At 72.6% G+C, this 13,155-nt stretch carries 12 protein-coding genes and 2 pseudogenes; 9 read left to right on the forward strand and 5 right to left on the reverse strand.

Annotation, left to right across the window (positions count from 1 at the left end; translation table 11 throughout):
* Nucleotides 1-130: 130 nt before the first annotated feature.
* From ACGF2V_RS23550 to ACGF2V_RS23570, 5 genes and pseudogenes are all read left to right on the forward strand, one after another.
* Nucleotides 131-354, forward strand: a pseudogene (locus tag ACGF2V_RS23550) (DUF3105 domain-containing protein); the annotation flags it as partial.
* On the forward strand, nucleotides 351-1,127 hold the full coding sequence (locus ACGF2V_RS23555) for a DUF305 domain-containing protein (RefSeq protein ID WP_362620278.1): 777 nt from the start codon (nucleotides 351-353) through the stop codon (nucleotides 1,125-1,127). The pseudogene ACGF2V_RS23550 and the gene ACGF2V_RS23555, both read left to right, overlap by 4 nt.
* A gap of 138 nt (nucleotides 1,128-1,265) precedes the next feature.
* Nucleotides 1,266-1,691 (forward strand): CBS domain-containing protein, encoded by a 426-nt coding sequence (locus ACGF2V_RS23560; protein WP_362620280.1) that lies wholly within the window; start codon nucleotides 1,266-1,268, stop codon nucleotides 1,689-1,691.
* A gap of 703 nt (nucleotides 1,692-2,394) precedes the next feature.
* Nucleotides 2,395-4,158, forward strand: a complete 1,764-nt coding sequence (locus ACGF2V_RS23565) for a multicopper oxidase family protein (RefSeq protein ID WP_362620282.1) — start codon at nucleotides 2,395-2,397, stop codon at nucleotides 4,156-4,158.
* Nucleotides 4,159-4,308: 150 nt separating this feature from the next.
* Nucleotides 4,309-6,069: an NAD+ synthase gene (locus ACGF2V_RS23570; RefSeq protein ID WP_362620283.1), complete on the forward strand. Its 1,761-nt coding sequence runs from the start codon at nucleotides 4,309-4,311 to the stop codon at nucleotides 6,067-6,069.
* 51 nt (nucleotides 6,070-6,120) lie between these two features.
* Here ACGF2V_RS23570 and ACGF2V_RS23575 read toward each other — a convergent pair whose 3' ends face one another.
* Complete coding sequence (locus ACGF2V_RS23575) at nucleotides 6,121-7,143, reverse strand: endonuclease/exonuclease/phosphatase family protein (protein WP_362704011.1); 1,023 nt, start codon at nucleotides 7,141-7,143, stop codon at nucleotides 6,121-6,123.
* A gap of 396 nt (nucleotides 7,144-7,539) precedes the next feature.
* On the opposite strand from ACGF2V_RS23575, the gene panB reads away from it, so the two are divergent.
* From panB to ACGF2V_RS23590, 3 genes are all read left to right on the forward strand, one after another.
* Nucleotides 7,540-8,418 (forward strand): 3-methyl-2-oxobutanoate hydroxymethyltransferase, encoded by an 879-nt coding sequence (gene panB / locus ACGF2V_RS23580; RefSeq protein ID WP_362704014.1) that lies wholly within the window; start codon nucleotides 7,540-7,542, stop codon nucleotides 8,416-8,418.
* A 361-nt stretch (nucleotides 8,419-8,779) separates the two neighbouring features.
* Nucleotides 8,780-9,802, forward strand: a complete 1,023-nt coding sequence (locus tag ACGF2V_RS23585) for an ATP-binding cassette domain-containing protein (protein WP_362620289.1) — start codon at nucleotides 8,780-8,782, stop codon at nucleotides 9,800-9,802.
* Complete coding sequence (locus ACGF2V_RS23590; RefSeq protein WP_362620291.1) at nucleotides 9,799-10,662, forward strand: ABC transporter permease; 864 nt, start codon at nucleotides 9,799-9,801, stop codon at nucleotides 10,660-10,662. Before ACGF2V_RS23585 ends, ACGF2V_RS23590 begins: the two co-directional genes overlap by 4 nt.
* A gap of 62 nt (nucleotides 10,663-10,724) precedes the next feature.
* Here ACGF2V_RS23590 and ACGF2V_RS23595 read toward each other — a convergent pair whose 3' ends face one another.
* The 4 genes and pseudogenes from ACGF2V_RS23595 to npdG form a co-directional block, all read right to left on the reverse strand.
* Entirely contained in the window at nucleotides 10,725-10,874 is a 150-nt protein-coding gene (locus tag ACGF2V_RS23595; protein ID WP_362704016.1) for a hypothetical protein, read from the reverse strand.
* A 123-nt stretch (nucleotides 10,875-10,997) separates the two neighbouring features.
* Nucleotides 10,998-11,222: pseudogene (locus ACGF2V_RS23600) on the reverse strand (hypothetical protein); the annotation flags it as partial.
* A 7-nt stretch (nucleotides 11,223-11,229) separates the two neighbouring features.
* Nucleotides 11,230-11,406, reverse strand: coding sequence for a hypothetical protein (locus tag ACGF2V_RS23605; protein WP_362620294.1), 177 nt, complete (start codon nucleotides 11,404-11,406; stop codon nucleotides 11,230-11,232).
* A gap of 122 nt (nucleotides 11,407-11,528) precedes the next feature.
* A complete protein-coding gene (gene npdG / locus ACGF2V_RS23610; RefSeq protein WP_362620296.1) occupies nucleotides 11,529-12,239 on the reverse strand; it encodes an NADPH-dependent F420 reductase in 711 nt (236 codons plus the stop codon).
* A 165-nt stretch (nucleotides 12,240-12,404) separates the two neighbouring features.
* Between npdG and ACGF2V_RS23615 the strand changes: the two genes are divergently transcribed.
* Nucleotides 12,405-13,007, forward strand: coding sequence for a hypothetical protein (locus ACGF2V_RS23615; RefSeq protein ID WP_362620298.1), 603 nt, complete (start codon nucleotides 12,405-12,407; stop codon nucleotides 13,005-13,007).
* Nucleotides 13,008-13,155: the final 148 nt, after the last annotated feature.

A 13,155-nucleotide genomic window follows, 5' to 3' on the forward strand; every position in this document is an offset into this window, starting at 1 on the left:
GCGTGGGGCGGAGCCGCTCGGCGGCGGCCCGGGGCGTGCCTGTTCCCGGTCTTCTCCGTCCCCTTCCCGCCTCTTCGCAGAAGGATCCGACGCCATGAGCCTCGCTCCCTGGACCCGCCCGGAACAGAACGCCGATGTCGCGCAGCTCGCCGAGCGGGTCGGCAGGACGCCGTACGCGCTGATGAGCCCGTACGGGGCCAGGCCGGCGCGATCATGCTGACCGCCTGGGGCAGTCAAGTGGCGGTGGACGGCGCCGACGACCCGCGGGTCGACCGGTTCTTCTCGGCGTTCGTGCAGGGGCCGCAGACGCCCGAGCCCGGCGCGACGTGCTCGGGCGGGCTGGAGGCCCGGTGACCGGGGTACGGCGCGACCGGCGCGCGGCGTGGGCGGCGGGCTCCGCCGTGGCGCTCGCGCTGCTGCTCGCGGGGGCGGCGACGGTCGCCTCCGCCCGGGACGACGGGGCGCGGGGGGCCCACTCCCCCGCCGCCGCCCCGCGGGCGCCCGGAACGGACTCCGCGGACGCCGGGTTCGCCCGGGACATGGCGGTCCACCACCAACAGGCCGTGGAGATGTCCTTCGTCGTGCGCGACCGCACCCGGGACGAGGAGGTGCGTCTCCTCGCGTACGACATCGCCAACACGCAGGCCAACCAGCGAGGCATGATGCTCGGCTGGCTGGACCTGTGGGAACTGCCGAAAACGGCCCCCGGCGGGCGGGAGGCCATGGCCTGGATGGCCGACGGACACGCCGGGCACACGGGCCACGGCACGCACGGGACCCCCGCGGTGGACGGGCCGCACGACCCGGAAGACGCGCACGGCACGGACGGCGCGACGGGCGCGGGGACCGGCCACCGGCCCCGCGGCGGTTCCCTCATGCCCGGCATGGCCACCCGGGCCGAGCTGGGCCGGCTCCGCACGGCGAGCGGCAGGGACGCCGAGATCCTCTACCTCCGGCTGATGACCGACCACCACCGCAGCGGTGTCGACATGGCCCGCGGCTGCGTCCGGCTGTGCACGGTCGGGGCGGAGAAACGGCTGGCTCGGACGATGGTGGAGACCCAGCGGTCCGAGCTGGACGCGATGGCCGCGATGCTGGAGGCACGAGGGGCGAAGCCCCGGTCATGAACAACCCGCTGACGGTTCCCTCCGGGCTCCGAATACACCCGAATGGGCCATAGCGGTCGCACACCCCGAACGGGCGTACGACGATGGATGCTCTCGGGAGTGAACGGCATGCCCGTCGGCACGCAGGAGGAACCCCTCATGACCACTGCGAAGGACATCATGCACACCGGAGCAACCTGGATCCCCGCGCACGAGACGCTGGACCGGGCCGCGCAGCTGATGCGCGAGCATCACGTGGGCGCGCTGCCCATCTCGGCCAGCGGCGAGCAGGACCGGATGATCGGCATCCTCACCGACCGCGACATCGTGCTCGAGTGCGTGGCGCAGGGACGCGATCCGTCGAGGACGACCGCGGGCGACCTCGCCCACGGCACACCGCGCTGGATCGATTCCGCCGCGAGCGTGGACATGGTCCTGGAGGAAATGCAGACCCATCGGATCCGCCGGCTTCCGGTGGTCGAGAACAAGAAACTGATCGGCATGATCAGCGAGGCCGACCTGGCGCAGCACCTCACCGACGAGCAGCTCGCCTCCTGGGTGGAGAAGGTGTACGCCCGCGGTTGACGAATTCACGCACCACACCGGTCACGCACGCGACGGCCCGGCACCCCGCCTCACGGGGTCGCCGGGCCGCTGGGTGTCGCCCGCCGCCCGGGCCGCGCCGCGCCGACCACGCACCCGTCCGGCCGGACCGGCCCCACACCCGTCCACGCCACGCCGACCCTGCACCCGTCCGGCCGGACGGCTGAGCGGCCACCCGTATGCCGCGGCCCGCCGCGCCGCCCACGCGCACACGGGCGGATACGTTTCCTCACGTTTCCTCGCGCTTCCTCACGCCTCCCCACCAGCTCGTCGCGGCGTCACGGCGCGTCCGGCCCAGCACGTCACCGCACGTCCCGCCCGGGACGCCCTCCGACCGCCCTCCTCCGTCCCCCGGGGAACGCCCCCATGTCCGTCCGGGCCTCCTCACGCGTCCGGACGTCTCCAGGCGCGGGAGATACCCAACGGGGGTAAGGTGCCGACATGACTCTGAGTGGATGTGCGACATACGGAAAGTTGTCCCCGTTCGTTGTGCTGCTCATCGGGATCACCCACCTCGTCGCGGGTGTCGCGGCGCGGATGCCGCCGACGCCGTGGCCGGTCCGCCGGCCCGGTCCGGCCCTTCGCGCCCCGTCGTCGGTGCTGCGCACCGAGCTGCGCATAGGGAAGGGGCGACTCCCCCTCCCCAGCAGCCCGCCGTACCGACAACACCCCGAGGTGCTCCGCCATGCGCACTCCACCCACCAGACGCGCCGTGCTCGGCGCGGCCGCCGCCACCGCCGGTACGGCGGTCCTGGCCTCCTGCTCCGGTGAATCCGACCCGGCCCGCCGCGCCCCGGAGACGGGCGGTGCGCACGCCGGCGGACCGGGGCCCGGCGGCGCGGGGCACAAAAGCCCCCGCCGCGGGAAGTCCTGGGACGAGTACGTCTCCCCCGACGGAAAGGAGGTCGCCGCGGCCGAGGCCAGGCGGCCTTCCGGCCCCGTCCGGAAGGTCCACCTCACCGCCACCCCGTCCCGCCTGGACCTGGGAGGCGGTCTCGTCGTCGGTTCCTGGGCCTACGAGGCCCGGCTGCCCGGCCGGGAGCTGCGGTTCACGGTGGGCGACAACGTGGCACTGACCCTCGCCAACCACCTCCCGCAGGCGACCACGCTGCACTGGCACGGCCTCAACGTGCGCAACGACATGGACGGCGTCCCCGACCTCACGCAGCGGCCCATCAAGCCGGGCGAGGAGTTCGCGTACCGCTTCAGGGTGCCGCACCCGGGGACGTACTGGTTCCATCCGCACACCGGCGTCCAGCAGGACCGCGGGCTGTACGCGCCCCTGATCGTGGAGGACCCGAAGGAGACCCTGAAGTACGACAAGGAGTGGGTGGTCGTCCTGGACGACTGGGTCGACGGGGTGGACGGCTCCACGCCGGACGCGGTCCTCGACGAGCTGAGCGGCGGCCGGGGCGGCATGGACCACAGCGGAAAGCGCCACGGCTCCATGGAACGCGCCGACAAGGCGGACGAGACGGACGGGGAGCCCAGGCCGGACGAGACGGACGGCAAGAACGACGCGGACGACGCCCGGCACAAAGGCTCCTCGAGTTCCCCCGGATCCGCCCGGCGCTCCGGCCCCTCACGGATCCTGCGGCACGGCTTCAGCAAACTGCTCGACAGTCACGGCGGCAACGTCGACTACCCGTACTACCTCATCAACGGCCGCGCCCCGGAGTCCCCCAGCACCTTCCTCGCCAAGCCCGGCGACCGCATCCGGCTGCGCATCATCAACGCGGGTGGCGACACCGCCTTCCGGGTCGCGCTCGGCGGCCACCGGATGACGATCACCCACACCGACGGCTACCCGGTCGAGCACACCGCGACGGACGCCCTGGTCCTGGGGATGGGAGAGCGGTACGACGTGATCGTCACCGCCAAGGACGGGGTGTTCCCGCTGACCGCGCTCGCCGAGGGCAAACAGGCCACGGCCCTCGCGCTGCTGCGCACCGGCATGGGCACGCCGCCTGCCGCCTCCGTGCGCCCCAAGGAGCTGAACGGGAAGCTGGTGGAGGCCGACCATCTGTCGCCGCACGAGTCCGTGGCCCTGCCCGCCCGGAAGCCGGACCGGACCATCCGGTACAAGCTGACCGGCAACATGAAGGCGTACGACTGGGGCTTCGACCACGAGCCGTACTCCCCGGACCGGCGCCGTCCGGTCGCGGCGGGCGAGCGGGTCAGGCTGGAGTTCTACAACGTCACCTCGATGTGGCACCCCATCCATCTGCACGGGCACTCGTTCGGCCTGCTGGGGGCGGCGGGGCCGCCACACCGCGCGTCCCACCGGCGCGTGCCGCATCGGCCGCGCAAGGACACCGCGATCCTCCGGCCGAACAAATCGATCGCGATGGAGTTCGAGGCGGACAACCCGGGCCTGTGGATGCTCCACTGCCACAACATCTACCACTCGGAGGTGGGCATGATGTCGGTCCTCGGCTACCTCCGCTGATCGCCTCGGCCACCTCCGCCGATCCCCGCGACCGCCCACGACCGCCCCGTGGCGCCCTATCAGGACAGCCCTCGGCCCCGGCGGGGAGCGCGGCGGCGCCCGCGCTCCCCGCCGGGACATCGCGTCAGTCAGACGATTACACTGGTGCGCGTGCCTCAACTACGTCTCGCACTGAATCAGATCGACTCGACCGTCGGTGATCTCTCCGGCAACGCCGAGGCGATCGTCCACTGGACCCGGCACTCCGCCGAACAGGGCGCCCATCTGGTGGCGTTCCCCGAGATGATGCTGACCGGCTATCCCGTCGAGGACCTGGCCCTGCGGCCGTCCTTCGTCGATGCCTCGCGCCGGGCGCTGCGCGCGCTCGCCGCCCGGCTCGACGCGGAGGGGCTCGGGGAGCTGCCGGTCGTCGTCGGCTACCTCGACCGTTCCGAGGCGGCCCAGCCGCGCTACGGCCAGCCCGCCGGCGCCCCGCAGAACGCCGCCGCCGTACTGCACCGCGGGCAGGTCGCGCTGACCTTCGCCAAGCACCACCTCCCCAACTACGGCGTCTTCGACGAGTTCCGCTACTTCGTGCCGGGCGACTCGATGCCGGTGGTGCGGGTGCACGGCGTGGACGTGGCGCTGGCGATCTGCGAGGACCTCTGGCAGGACGGCGGCCGGGTGCCGGCCGCGCGGACGGCGGGCGCGGGGCTGCTGCTGTCGATCAACGCCTCTCCGTACGAGCGGGACAAGGACGACACCCGGCTGGAACTGGTCCGCAAGCGGGCCCAGGAGGCCGGCTGCACCACCGCGTACCTCGCGATGATCGGCGGGCAGGACGAGCTGGTCTTCGACGGCGACTCCATCGTCGTCGACCGCGACGGCGAGGTGATCGCCCGCGCCCCGCAGTTCGCCGAGGGCTGCGTGGTCCTCGACCTGGACCTGCCGGCCGCCGCGAACGGGGCCGAGGCGGCGTCCGGCATGGTGAACGACGGGCTGCGGATCGACCGCGCGGTGCTCTCGGAGGACCCCCTCCCGGCGTACGAGCCGGAGCTGACCGGGGGCTACGCCGAACGGCTCGACGACGACGAGGAGCTGTACTCGGCGCTGGTCGTGGGCCTGCGGGCGTACGCCGCGAAGAACGGGTTCGGCAGTGTGCTGATCGGGCTGTCCGGCGGGATCGACTCGGCCCTGGTCGCGGCGATCGCCTGCGACGCGCTGGGCGCGCAGAACGTGTACGGCATCTCGATGCCGTCGAAGTACTCCTCGGACCACTCCAAGGGCGACGCGGCCGAGCTGGCCCGCCGCACCGGGCTGAACTTCCGCACGGTACCGATCGAGCCGATGTTCGACGCGTACCTGGGGTCGCTGGGGCTCACCGGTCTCGCCGAGGAGAACCTCCAGGCCCGGCTGCGCGGCACGCTGCTGATGGCCGTCTCCAACCAGGAGGGCCAGATCGTCCTCGCCCCGGGCAACAAGTCCGAGCTGGCGGTCGGCTACTCGACGCTGTACGGCGACTCGGTCGGGGCGTACGGGCCGATCAAGGACGTCTACAAGACGTCGGTCTTCCGGCTCGCGAAGTGGCGCAACCGCGCCGCCGAGGAGCGCGGGCAGACCCCGCCGATCCCTGAGGCGTCGATCACCAAGCCCCCCAGCGCCGAGCTGCGCCCGGACCAGGTCGACACGGACTCGCTGCCCGACTACGACGTGCTCGACCGGATCCTGGAGCTGTACGTCGACCAGGACCGGGGTCTGAGCGACATCGTCGCGGCCGGGTTCGACGAGGTGCTGGTGGCGAAGATCCTGCGGATGGTGGACACGGCGGAGTACAAGCGGCGGCAGTACCCGCCGGGCACGAAGATCTCCGCGAAGGTCTTCGGCAAGGACCGGCGCCTGCCGATCACGAACCGGTGGCGCGAGTCGGTCTGAGCGACGGGCCCCGGCCCCGGCGCGGGGGCCGGGGCCGGGAGCCCGTAGGTGTCAGAACCGGACGCGCGCCGCGATGGGGAGGTGGTCGCTGTCCGTCGCCGGGAGCGTCCACGAGGACACCGGTTCGACGCCCTTCACGAGGATCTGGTCGATCCTCGCCATCGGGAAGGACGCCGGCCAGCTGAAGCCGAAGCCGTCGCCCGCCGCGCCCTGGGTGGACCGCAGCTGCGAGGTGACCGCGTTGAGCGAGCGGTCGTTCATCGTGCCGTTGAGGTCGCCGAGCAGGATCACCCTGTCGAGCGGTTCGTCGGCGATGGCCTCGCCGAGGGTGTCGGCGCTGTCGTCGCGCTGGTTGGCGGTGAACCCGGCGTGCAGCTTGACGCGTACGGACGGCAGGTGGGCGACGTAGACGGCGACGTCGCCGCCGGGCGTGGTCACCCTGGCGCGCATGGCCCGGGGCCAGCCCATCTTGATGTCGACCGGCCGGGCGTCGCGCATCGGTTGCCTGCTCCACAGGCCGACGGTCCCCTGCACCGAGTGGTACGGGTAGCGGTCGGCGAGCGCCGCCTCGTAGTTCGCCACCTCGTCGTCCGGCAGTTCCACCAGGGCGATGACGTCGGCGCCGGAGGCCGCGACCTTCCGGGCGGTGCCCGCGGGGTCGGGATTGTCGGCGTTGACGTTGTGGGTGGCCACGGTGAGGTCGCCGCCCTCGGCCGACTTGCCGGTGAGCAGCCCGCCGAACAGGTTGAGCCAGACCACGACCGGCAGCAGCAGGGCGATCAGCGCGGTCGCCGAACGGCGTACCAGGGCCAGGACCAGCAGCAGCGGGACGAACACGCCGATCCACGGCAGGAACGTCTCAATGAGGCTGCCCACGTTGCCCACGGCGTTCGGGATCTGTGCGTGGAAGACCATCACCAGAGTTATGAGGACCGAGCAGACGGCCAGGACGACCCCCCGCCGCCAGATGCCCCCGACCCGGCCCCACCGGTCACGCAGATCCCGGACACGGGGCCCGGTGCTCCGCGCCTGCGTGCGGTCGTTCCCGGTGTCCGCTCCGTACGCCTGCACCATCGCGCTGTCCTCACTGCCTTGCCATACGTGTCGCCGCGCTCACGACCCTAGGCGATGCGCGGCACGTTCCCGACCGTCCACGACGGCGGTACTCCCACAACGACGAAGGGCGGGGTCCGATGAGTTCCGGCAGGTCGGGGTCCGCCGGGGCTTGTGACAGAACGATCACACTCCGCCGGTGCCGGGTGCACCCGCCGGTTCCAGCCACGCCCCGCAGGTCCCCGGGCATGCCCACCGGCCCCCGGCACGTCCGCACACCCGCCCCGGAGCGGGGCGGCCCCCGCCCGGACGATCATGGGCGGGCCCACTTCCCGCGGACGGGCGCGGGATGCGACCATGGAGCCGGTCCGGGGACGCCGTCAGGGCGCCTCGAGATGACGAAGGAGCCATAGGCACATGTCGCTTCAGGCTGCGCAGAAGACGCCCGCCGCAGGAGCCGCCACCGACAGCAGCAAGGCGCTGTACGGAGGCACGAGCACCCGCCGCATCACCATCCACGACATCGCCGCCGCCACCGGGCGCGGCGAGAAGTGGCCCATGCTCACCGCGTACGACGCGATGACCGCGTCCGTCTTCGACGAGGCCGGTATCCCGGTCCTGCTCGTCGGCGACTCGATGGGCAACTGCCACCTCGGTTACGAGACCACCGTGCCCGTCACGATGGACGAGATGGCGGTCCTCTCCGCCGCCGTCGTACGGGGCACCAGGCGTGCGCTGATCATCGCCGACCTGCCCTTCGGTGCGTACCAGGAGGGCCCCGTCCAGGCCCTGCGCAACGCCACCCGGCTGATCAAGGAGTCCGGTGTCGGCGCGGTCAAGCTGGAGGGCGGGGAGCGCAGCCACGAGCAGATCCGGCTGCTGGTCGACGCCGGCATCCCGGTGATGGCCCACATCGGTCTGACCCCGCAGTCCGTGAACGCGATGGGCTACCGGGTGCAGGGCCGCGGCGAGGAGGCCGCGCAGCAGCTGCTGCGCGACGCCAAGGCCGTGCAGGACGCGGGCGCGTTCGCCGTCGTCCTGGAGCTGGTACCGGCCGAGCTGGCCGCCGAGATCACCCGCGCCCTGCACATCCCGACCGTCGGCATCGGCGCCGGTTCCGGTACGGACGCCCAAGTGCTGGTGTACACCGACATGGTCGGGCTGACCGGCGGCAAGGTGCCGCGCTTCACCAAGCAGTACGCGAACCTGCGCAAGGTGCTGGGCGACGCGGCGAAGGAGTACGCCCAAGAGGTCGTCGACGGCGCCTTCCCCGCCGCCGAGCACACCTTCCACTAGGGCGCGAAAGTCCCGTCTGGCCCGCGACGCCTGGCACGGCACCCCGCCACGTCGCCGGGATCGTCCACGTACGCACCGTACGAGGACGACCCTCCGCCTCGCGATGCACCGCACCGGACGCCGCGGGCCCCGCCCTTCGGGCGGACGACGCCACTTTCGAACACGCCCCAGCAAAGACCGTTGCAGTACCAGCCCCCTCCCGCAGGGACCCGTTCACCGGACGCCGTGTCCGGCGGACGGGCTCGGCACAGACCACCGCCCGCACCACCGACAGCCCGCCGACTTCCCCCATCGGCGGGCTGTCGGCCTGTCGGTCCGTTGTCGGCGTGCTGTCGGCGGACTGTCGGTGGCACCTGGTCCCATGGGAGACATGACGCGAAGCGACAAGAACCCCAGGAACGGCACCAACGCCGTCGAGGTCCGGGGGCTGGTCAAGCACTACGGCTCGACCAGGGCTCTGGACGGTGTGGACCTCGATGTCCGCGAGGGCACCGTGCTCGGTGTGCTCGGACCCAACGGCGCGGGCAAGACCACCCTCGTGCGCTGCCTGTCCACCCTGATCGTCCCGGACGCCGGACACGCCACCGTGGCGGGCTACGACGTGGTCGCGCAGCCCCGGCAGCTGCGGCGCACCATCGGACTGACCGGGCAGTACGCCTCGGTCGACGAGAAGCTCTCCGGCTGGGAGAACCTCTACATGATCGGGCGGCTGCTCGATCTGTCGCGCAAGGCCGCCCGGGCCCGGGCCGACGAGCTGCTGGAGCGGTTCTCGCTCACCGACGCGGCCCGGCGTGCCGCGATGGACTACTCGGGCGGTATGCGGCGGCGTCTCGACCTGGCCGCGTCGATGATCGGCAGCCCGGCCGTCCTCTACCTGGACGAGCCGACGACGGGGCTCGACCCCCGGACGCGGAACGAGGTCTGGGACGAGGTGCGGCGGATGGTCGCGGAAGGCGCGACGGTCCTGCTCACCACCCAGTACATGGAGGAGGCGGAGCAGCTCGCGAACGAGCTGACCGTCATCGACAGGGGCCGGATCATCGCCAACGGCGGGGTCGAGGAGCTCAAGGCGAAGGTGGGCGGACGCACCCTGCAGGTCCGACCCTCGGACCCGGCACAGCTGCCCGCGATGGCGCGGGCCCTCGGAGAGGCCGGCCTGGACGGGGTCGCGGGCGCGCAGGCGGTCCCGGACGAGGGACTGCTGTACGTCCCGATCCTCAGCGACGAGCAGCTGACCGCCGTCATCGGCCTGCTCGGCGCCCGGGGCTTCCCGCTGGCGCACATCGCCACCGCGCTGCCCAGCCTGGACGAGGTGTTCCTGGCCATCACCGGCGAGAAGAGCGCTTCCGCCACCGACACGATCCTCGCGGAGGTCGCGGCATGAGCACGAGTACGACGCTCCAGCAGCACGCCACGACCGGCACGGCCCCGTCCGCCGCGCCGAGAGCGCTCGTCGGCGAGGGCCGGATCGGGCTGCGTGCCAATCTGCGGCACATCGGCGCGCTGATGCGGCGCAACGCGCTCCAGATCAAGAAGGATCCGGAGTCGATGTTCGACGTGCTGCTGATGCCCATCGTCTTCATCCTGCTGTTCGTGTACGTCTTCGGCGGGTCCATCGGCGCGAGTCTGGGCGGCGACCGGCAGACGTACATCAACTACGTGGTCCCGGGCCTGATGGCGATGATGGGCATGAACATCGCCATGGCGGTGGGCACCGGGGTCAACGACGACTTCCGCAAGGGGGTCATGGACCGGTTCCGCACGATGCCGATCTCCCGGTCGTCGGTCCTCATCGCGAAGATCGTGGTCGAGCTGGGCCGGATGATGGTGGCCACGGCGATCCTGCTGGGCATGGGCTTCCTGCTCGGCATGGAGCTGAAGACCTCGGTGCTCGGCCTGCTCGCGGCGGTCGGTCTGTCGGCGGTGTTCGGCGCCGCGATCATGTGGATCTTCATCCTGCTGGGGCTGTCGCTGAAGACCGCCCAGGCGGTGCAGGGAATGGGGTTCCTGGTGCTGATGCCCCTGCAGTTCGGTTCCTCGATCTTCGCCCCGACCGCCACCATGCCCGGCTGGCTCCAGGCGTTCACCGACTACAACCCGCTGTCCAACCTGGCCGACGCGGCGCGCGGGCTGATGACCGGCGGACCGGTCGCCCATGCGGCGTGGCTCACGCTCGGCTGGGCGGTGGCGATCACCGCGGTGACGGCTCCGCTGGCGGTCTCCAAGTTCCGCAGGAAGAGCTGAACAACGGGTGTGCGAGGGGCGGCGGCCGTGTCCCCGGCACGGGCCGACGGACCGGTGGCGGTTCAGTCCCGGTCCGGCACATGCGCCTCGGCGAGGGCGGTGGCCTCCTCCAGGGAGAGACCGCCGCCCTCGGCGTACGCCGAGTCGTGGGCGTCCCGGCCGAGGACGGCGACGGCCAGTTCCTCCACCCGGGCGTAGTCGTCGCGCTCCATCGACGTCGGTGCGTACCCCGGGGGGAGCATCCCCGGCCGGCCGGCCCCCAGCAGCCGGGCCGCGAGGGCGGCCCGGGGTTCGCCGCCGACACCGGCGAAAGCCCGTGCGACGCAGACGAGATGGATGCACGGTGAGCCGCGGGCAGTGGGCGAGCAGGTGGTCGGCGAGGGCGGCGGCGGCCCCGACGAGATGCTCGCAGTTGTCCAGCAGGAGGAGCATCCGGCGCCGGGAACAGTGCTCGGTGAAGACGTACGAGGGGGTCGCCCGCGTTGCCCTCGACGACCCGCAGCTCCTCCGCACCGGCCCCGCGCAGCACGGTCTCGCGGGGCGCCGAGCGCGGTCAGGCGACGGGGCTCAGCTCGTGGCGGTCGTGGCGCGGTGCCGGCGCATGTAGAACCAGGCCATGTTGGACGAGAGCCCGGCCAGCAGCACCCAGACGATCCCGAGCCAACTGCCCTGGACGAACGAGAACACGGCCGCGACGACGGCCAGGACGCAGACGGCGATGGCGTAGAGAGCGAGTCGGGGCATGGGAGTCGGCTCCTGTCCGGAGTGGTGCGCGGTCCCGTCCAGTGTCCCCCATGCCCCTTTCCGCCTGTCGCAGGGTGGCCCGGAAAAGGGCCGGGAGCGGACCGCCCCGGTGCGGGCCCCGCTCAGACGTCGGTGGTACGCAGCCCCGCGTGCACCTTGTAGCGGCGGTTGACCGAGATCAGGTTCGCGACGAGCGACTCGACCTGGTGGGCGTTGCGCAGCCGCCCGGCGAAGATGCCGCGCATGCCGGGGATCCGGCCCGCCAGCGCCTGCACCAGGTCGGTGTCGGCGCGGGCCTCGCCCAGCACCAGCACGTCGGTGTCGATCTCCTCGACGGCCGTGTCCTGGAGCAGCACCGCGGAGAGGTGGTGGAAGGCGGCGGTGACGCGGGACTCCGGGAGCAGGGCGGCGGCCTGCTCGGCGGCGCTGCCCTCCTCCGGCTTCAGGGCGTAGGCGCCCTTCTTGTCGAAGCCGAGCGGGTTGACGCAGTCGATGACGAGCTTGCCCACGAGCTCGTCGCGCAGCGACTCCAGGGTCTTGGCGTGGCCGTCCCACGGCACGGCCACGATCACGGCGTCACTGCGCCGCGCGCATTCCGCGTTGTCCGCGCCCTCGATGCCGTGGCCCAGTTCCCCGGCGGCGGCCCGTGCGCGGTCGGCGGCGCGGGACCCTATGATCACCTTCTGCCCGGCCCGGGCGAACCGGTAGGCGAGGCCGCGGCCCTGCGGGCCGGTGCCGCCGAGCACGCCGACGGTCAGGCCGGACACGTCGGGGAGGTCCCAGGGGTCCTTGGCGGGGGGCTTGGGCGCGCTGCCCGTCTCATTCGTAGTCATGGCTTCGACATTACTGCCCGCCACGGAGGAGAACACTCGGTCGCCCCGGCGCGGAGTTCCCGGCCCGTTCGGCGTGTTCCCGCGCCCGCGCCCCATGCCCCGTTCGTGTGGTTCCGCGTCCCTTCACCGGTGGCACGGCCGGCGCCCGGGGCACGATGCCGGGCCATGGATGCCGTACGTGTCGCCCTGCTGCGTGAAGTGCTCGCCGGGACCGAGTGGCCGGCCGCGGCCCGGCGGTTCGCCGGAACGCTCAGGTCGTCCGTCGTCCCGCACGGCGGCGGGCTGCTGCTGGTGGGGACGGCGGAGTACGAACCGTGGCATCTGGCGGCCCATCTGGTCGACGAGTCCACCTGGTCCGGACTGCCGGAGCTGACCCCGACCCTGGTGCGCCACCGGGTGGAGCCGGGCGATCCGGCGCATCTGGCGGTCGGCCCGGGCCGCATCGAGGCGGCCGGGCGGGGCGAGACGCTGCTGCTGGTGGCGCCGGAGCCGCCTTGCGCGGGACTGCTGGAGCGCATGCGCGACGCCCGCAGGGCCGGGGCGACGGTCCTCTCGCTGGACGGCGGCGACCCGGAGGTGCGGGGGCTCGCCCACGAGGCACTGGCGGTGACCGGCTCCGACGACGTCGACCTGGACATCGTGCAGCATCTGGTGAGCGCGGCGGCCGGGGAGAACGGCGCCCCCGCGCCGCGCGGCGGCCGTCGCTTCCGGGACCGGCTGTCCCGGCTCGCCGACCGGCTGACGGCGCCGCCTCCGCCGCGCTGGTGAGCGCCGAGGCCGCCCGCCCGCGCGGCCACGAGCGCGGACACGGCCCGGTACGCGGATGCGGAGGCGGCCCCCGTCCCCGGACACGGCCCGGTACGCGGATGCGGAGGCGGATGCGGATGCGGATGCGGAAAAGGTGTTGCACCGGGCA

It is taken from the genome of Streptomyces sp. NPDC047982 (assembly GCF_043204165.1).
In the GTDB taxonomy this organism is placed as follows: domain Bacteria; phylum Actinomycetota; class Actinomycetes; order Streptomycetales; family Streptomycetaceae; genus Streptomyces.

Excerpts from the sequence above, each read along its gene's own strand:
- ACGF2V_RS23590 (WP_362620291.1), top strand. The coding sequence starts at position 9,799 with ATGAGCACGAGTACGACGCTCCAGCAGCACGCCACGACCGGCACGGCC.
- ACGF2V_RS23595 (WP_362704016.1), bottom strand. The coding sequence starts at position 10,874 with ATGGAGCGCGACGACTACGCCCGGGTGGAGGAACTGGCCGTCGCCGTC.
- panB (WP_362704014.1), top strand. The coding sequence starts at position 7,540 with ATGTCGCTTCAGGCTGCGCAGAAGACGCCCGCCGCAGGAGCCGCCACC.
- ACGF2V_RS23615 (WP_362620298.1), top strand. The coding sequence starts at position 12,405 with ATGGATGCCGTACGTGTCGCCCTGCTGCGTGAAGTGCTCGCCGGGACC.
- ACGF2V_RS23585 (WP_362620289.1), top strand. The coding sequence starts at position 8,780 with ATGGGAGACATGACGCGAAGCGACAAGAACCCCAGGAACGGCACCAAC.
- ACGF2V_RS23575 (WP_362704011.1), bottom strand. The coding sequence starts at position 7,143 with ATGGTGCAGGCGTACGGAGCGGACACCGGGAACGACCGCACGCAGGCG.
- ACGF2V_RS23605 (WP_362620294.1), bottom strand. The coding sequence starts at position 11,406 with ATGCCCCGACTCGCTCTCTACGCCATCGCCGTCTGCGTCCTGGCCGTC.
- npdG (WP_362620296.1), bottom strand. The coding sequence starts at position 12,239 with ATGACTACGAATGAGACGGGCAGCGCGCCCAAGCCCCCCGCCAAGGAC.
- ACGF2V_RS23560 (WP_362620280.1), top strand. The coding sequence starts at position 1,266 with ATGACCACTGCGAAGGACATCATGCACACCGGAGCAACCTGGATCCCC.
- ACGF2V_RS23565 (WP_362620282.1), top strand. The coding sequence starts at position 2,395 with ATGCGCACTCCACCCACCAGACGCGCCGTGCTCGGCGCGGCCGCCGCC.